A 5,000-nucleotide genomic window follows, 5' to 3' on the forward strand; every position below is an offset into this window, starting at 1 on the left:
CTATCCAAAACATTTAAAAAATGAACCAATTCAAATAAAACAGGTTCTTATATTCACAATCTCATAAAAGAAAAGACCGGTTGTAATGATCCATATATTAATGAAAAAAAATTAGGCAATGAAATCGCTCTTAGATATTTGCCGATTGCCCAAAAGATATTGGATGAAGATGACTGTCTTGAAAATCGTGTTAAAATAGCTATTGTTGGAAATATCTTGGATTTCGGTGCTTTCACTTTGGATGACGATATTGAATCATTCATTAAGGATTCTTTAAAAAAGGATTTGGCAATAAAAGATATTGAAAAATTTGAAGATGCACTGAAAAAATATGATAATGTGCTGTACCTGGTAGACAACACAGGAGAAATTGTTTTTGATAAGATATTGCTTTCTAAAATCAAGGAATATGGTGTCAAGATTACTATTGCAGTCAAATCTTACCCTATTTTAAACGATGCATGTATGGAAGATGCAGTAAATGCGGGTTTGGATGAGTTTGGAGAAATTGTGGAAATCGGCTGCGGAACTGTAGGTTATGTTGACAGTGAAATATCAGATGAGTTTAGAAAAATATTTGATAGCCATGAATTCATAATATCCAAAGGAATGGGCAACTATGAAGGGCTAACTGAAATTGATTTGTCTGATAAAGAAGTATTTTTCCTGCTTTGTGCTAAATGCACAACAATCTCTAAGGATATTGGTGTTAATCTTCACGACATGTTGCTTTTAAATAGATAATGTGATTTATATGGATATTGCTTTAATAGGCTTTGGAAAAGTTTCATACAATTTGGTCAGATTAATCAAATCTCAAAATATTAACTTCGTCACTTCCACGCAAAACAGATCACAAAATACAATTGACCTGATTAACAAGTCCGATGTTTCAGTTTATGATTCATTCAGCCAAGCTATTGAAAATTCGGATATCATAATTTCAGCCAACTCACCATCACAGGCCATTGAAACTGCAGAAAAATATGGAAACACTTCTGCATTATATTTGGATTTGAATAACATATCTCCTAAAACAGCAAATGAAATAAATAATGTGGTTGAAAATTTTGTTGATGGTGCCATTATTGGAAAAATAGACTCAAATAATCCAGTATTATATTTATCTGGTGAAAACGCAAAAGAATTACTTTTCTTAAACGAATTCCTAAATGTTAAGGTAATTTCCAATAGAATCGGTGATGCTTCCACTTTGAAATTGCTCAGAAGCATTTACACCAAATCATTATCAGTTCTTCTGATTGAAAGTTATGATTTAGCTCAAAGCTTAGGTCTGGAGGATGAATTCTTTGATGTATTGTCACTGACTGAAGGTGATGATTTTAAGCAGAAATCTCTTTCCAGAATAAACAATACCTTAAAATCTTCCAAAAGAAAATCCGAAGAATTGGAAGAGATTTTGCAATACTTTAATAGTGATGAGTTGAAGATGGTTAAAACTGCATTGGACAAGCTTAAGCAATTTTAACATTAATCTTGAATCCCTTTTTATCTTTTTTTGTTTTTCCACTCACTGGAATGAAGTGTGAATCTAATATATATCTTAGATATGTGACTTCACGTGCAGGCAATCTTAAATTGGTTTTAATTTTTTTGCCTTCACTTTTAAGCTGAACGGATATCTTATTGTTTTTATCAACATATAAATCCGCATTCAGGCCTTCCTTCATAATTTTTGTTTCAAAACGTGTGAGATTCAATCCGGCATCAATACTTAACGGTGCATTCACATCTTCGACATTACCTTGTCTGAAGTTGTTATTTGCTTCACGGGCACTCATTCCTTCATTCGTTTTTGTTGCAACATACCATGCTCTGTCAATCACTTTTGAAACTTTCTGCATTTCAGGTATGACTCCTTCAGCTTCATAACTTTTCATCAGTTCCATTACTTCCTGTTTTGTCACATCCATTTCAATAGAACTTATTGCAAGACGTGTCATTACAGGACCATAATTTGATCTTCTAAAAGTAGCCCAAACGGATTCCGGATTGGAATAAACTCTCTTTTTGATGATTTGATTTATGGTTTCACCATTCAAGTAAGCTATTTTTGAGAGATTTCCTCTTGAATAAGTATTCATCCGTTTGTATATGTCTGTCCAGTTACGGCCCAAATCAATATTATTGTTGTCGATTTCTCTTTCCAGAATTTCGACAGTGGATTTGGGAAGTAATTTCCTGATTTTTGAGGTTATAGTATAGTCATTATCAATAATTGATTGTCTGATTAAGCGTCCGGAATATTTATCCTTATCAAGTTCTTTTACAATATGGAATTTTAATTTTGAACCTAAAAATTCGTTTAATGCATACCATCTTATTTCGTTTCGGTTAGTATAATTTTTCGGCATTCCAACAAAGTTGCCTTCGGCAATGAATTTTTGAGCTTTCTGAGATATTTCATCAAGAGATATGCTTGCTGAGGTAATATAGTCACTTGCACCATCATTAATCATCTGTGTGAGTCTGATGGGAACGCTGTATGATAGAACCAACCTATGGTGAAGTCCTTCGAAAGACTTTATTTCATCAGCACCAAGTGCCAGTGCCATTTCGCTTCTAGCATCAAAATCTACAAAAAATGGGGCATGATTTGCACTGAATCCTTTGTTCAAATAAACAACAAGCTTTTTAGATTCATTGTCTGCAATTTTTCGAGCTTCTTTAATCAGTTTTCCATGTCCTTTGTGGACAGGATCAAAATCTGCACTTATACATATCAAAATAAACACCAAAAAAGAAAATTAGGAGATTAATTTAATAATCTCATTACTCCGCTTATTACTAACCACATTCCGATTAGCGTACCTAAAATAATTGGATTTGCAATGTATGTTCCGATAATGATATAACATACACCCAGTATGATTCCGACAATTCCAATGTAAAATCCATATTTGGAATTACGATTATTAACCAGGGAAATAACTCCTGCAATAATTAGTATGATTCCTGCAAGATAAAGTGTTATTTCAGCTAAAAATCCGAATAATGCTGGATTGAATATCAATCCTATACTAATTATGAGAAGCACCACTCCCAATATAATATCAATTACTGAACCCGGAGTGTTATAATCGATTATTGCTATACCAGTTATTAATGCATAGATTGATATAAATAAAACTGATAATCCCAGTATTGCACTGGTCGTTATAACTCCAAGTATTGGAAATGAAATAATCATTATTCCTAAAATTATAGCCAGTAAACTAACAATTTTATTTTTCATTTAAATCCTCCACTTATTAATTATTAAATTATTATTATTTCAATATAATGGTATATGTTTGATTTTAACTTTTGACTGATTCATATTTGCATTTTTAACTTCAGCCATCCATTCGCTTTTACATTCACAATCGTATTCTATTGGGCTTTGAGTTAAATTACAGTCTATAATCATATGTTTTAAATCTTTATTGCATTTCTTACAGTTATATGGGCCACGTCTTGATCCGAATCCTGAGGTATCGAGAAGTGCAGGTATCTTAATTTCGTCTCTAACAGTATTGATGATTTCAATACAGCTCCAAATCCATGGGGGTTGGTAAGCGCCTTTTCTCCAAAATCTTTCAATAACTGTTCCGCCATGAATCGTTGCGGGGCAGAATGATAATCTGTCTACGCCAATGGATTCGCAATGTCTTGCAGTTTCTATTGCTTCAGCTATTGCTTCGCTTTCACTGACAAGTATTGGTTTTACAAAGATATATGCTTTGGATTTGAGATTATATCCTTTTTCATCTTTTAAATCCTGCATTGTTTTAACTGCATCTTCAAAATCTTTTAATGTGAATCCTTTGTTGATTTTGTTTAGACGAGTATAATCATTGGATGTTTCAAGGCCAATACTAACTTCAAATAATCTGTTCCCAATGATATTAAAGATATCATCCAGATATTCCTCTTTAACATATTCAGGCCTTGATTCCACAATAATTTCAGCTACATTATCCATATTGGCTAATGTTGTTAGGATTTTGTTACGGGCATCTATTGGAAGCTCATATGGATTTAGAAAACTGCCTGATGCGAATAATTTAACGGCTATTCTGTCCTCACTTTCAATATCAAAACGGGACAGATGATCATTGAATATGCTGATAATAGTTTCACTATCAATAGGTTCCAGCGTACAGTCTGAAACATAACTACACATTGTACATCCTCCGCTGTCGCCTAATGCCCAAGCACAACCTGGTGTAGGCAATATTATAAACAGTGTTTTTGACACGCCATCATAAGTTAAATCATCATTATACCAGCTAGCTCCAACTTGTTCTGGAGTTTTAGGGTCTTTTCGCTCAAAAGCCCTTTTTCTAATATCTTTGCATAAATTTTCAATTTCCATTATAATATATTATGGTTGGTGGTATAATAAAAGATTATGGTTAAAAATTATTTGTTATTAACTTGTGTATACGTGATTTAAAAAAATAAAAAAGAAAAAGTAAGCAAGTTTAGAAACTTGCAATTACGTCTCCTAATAATTTAATGGATTCTTCTACGTTTTTACCAACAGGGGAACCTGCTACGTATTGAGTTACACCCATTTCAGCTAAGCCTTCAATTTTTGGAATGAACTCATCAGGAGTACCACATACTGAGAATGCGTCTAATGCTTCGTCAGTTACAGCACCGATAGCTCCACCGAAGTCACCTTTAGCTAAGAATTCACCCATTTTTTCGTTGAATCCTTCAGGTAATCCGTGTCTTTCGATAACTGGAGGTGGTGAACCTGCTGCGATAAATGCAACTACAATTTTAGCTGCGTTTTTAGCTGCGTCAGAGTCTGCACCAATGGATGTTGCGGTGTATGCACCTACATCAAATTCTTTGTCTCCACCAGCTGCTTCGATACCTTTTTTGATCATAGGCATAGCTGCTTCGTAATCTTTAGGGTTGGAAGCGTTAATTAATACACCGTCTGCGATTTCTCCAGCGGTTTCTAACATTTTAGGTCCTTGAGCACC

General features: G+C 33.7%; 6 protein-coding genes (1 of these 6 running past the window's edge). 2 read left to right on the forward strand and 4 right to left on the reverse strand.

Annotation, left to right across the window (positions count from 1 at the left end):
- Window positions 1-51 precede the first annotated feature (51 nt).
- Both IJQ68_RS02310 and IJQ68_RS02315 read left to right on the forward strand, forming a co-directional pair.
- Window positions 52-744: a DUF89 domain-containing protein gene (locus IJQ68_RS02310; protein WP_292796448.1), complete on the forward strand. Its 693-nt coding sequence runs from the start codon at window positions 52-54 to the stop codon at window positions 742-744.
- Between the two features lie 10 nt (window positions 745-754).
- A complete protein-coding gene (locus IJQ68_RS02315; protein WP_292796439.1) occupies window positions 755-1,489 on the forward strand; it encodes an NAD(P)-dependent oxidoreductase in 735 nt (244 codons plus the stop codon).
- On the opposite strand, the gene IJQ68_RS02320 is transcribed toward IJQ68_RS02315, so the two are convergent.
- From IJQ68_RS02320 to mer, 4 genes are all read right to left on the reverse strand, one after another.
- Window positions 1,476-2,756, reverse strand: coding sequence for an adenylyltransferase/cytidyltransferase family protein (locus tag IJQ68_RS02320; RefSeq protein WP_292796441.1), 1,281 nt, complete (start codon window positions 2,754-2,756; stop codon window positions 1,476-1,478). The genes IJQ68_RS02315 and IJQ68_RS02320 overlap by 14 nt on opposite strands.
- A gap of 20 nt (window positions 2,757-2,776) precedes the next feature.
- Entirely contained in the window at window positions 2,777-3,256 is a 480-nt protein-coding gene (locus IJQ68_RS02325) for a DUF308 domain-containing protein (RefSeq protein WP_292796443.1), read from the reverse strand.
- 39 nt (window positions 3,257-3,295) lie between these two features.
- Window positions 3,296-4,378 carry an archaeosine biosynthesis radical SAM protein RaSEA gene (locus IJQ68_RS02330; RefSeq protein ID WP_292796445.1) on the reverse strand — a complete coding sequence of 361 codons (1,083 nt, stop codon included), beginning with the start codon at window positions 4,376-4,378 and terminating at the stop codon, window positions 3,296-3,298.
- 109 nt (window positions 4,379-4,487) lie between these two features.
- A protein-coding gene (mer, locus tag IJQ68_RS02335; RefSeq protein WP_292796446.1) for a 5,10-methylenetetrahydromethanopterin reductase crosses the window boundary here: on the reverse strand, window positions 4,488-5,000 show its 3' portion. Its footprint extends 450 nt past the window's final position; only the last 513 of its 963 coding nucleotides appear in the window; its start codon lies off the right edge, out of view; the stop codon is at window positions 4,488-4,490.

This window comes from Methanobrevibacter sp. (assembly GCF_017447225.1).
Taxonomy (GTDB): domain Archaea; phylum Methanobacteriota; class Methanobacteria; order Methanobacteriales; family Methanobacteriaceae; genus Methanocatella.

Coding starts and splice junctions, on each gene's coding strand:
- IJQ68_RS02330 (WP_292796445.1), bottom strand. CDS start 4,378: ATGGAAATTGAAAATTTATGCAAAGATATTAGAAAAAGGGCTTTTGAG.
- IJQ68_RS02315 (WP_292796439.1), top strand. CDS start 755: ATGGATATTGCTTTAATAGGCTTTGGAAAAGTTTCATACAATTTGGTC.
- IJQ68_RS02325 (WP_292796443.1), bottom strand. CDS start 3,256: ATGAAAAATAAAATTGTTAGTTTACTGGCTATAATTTTAGGAATAATG.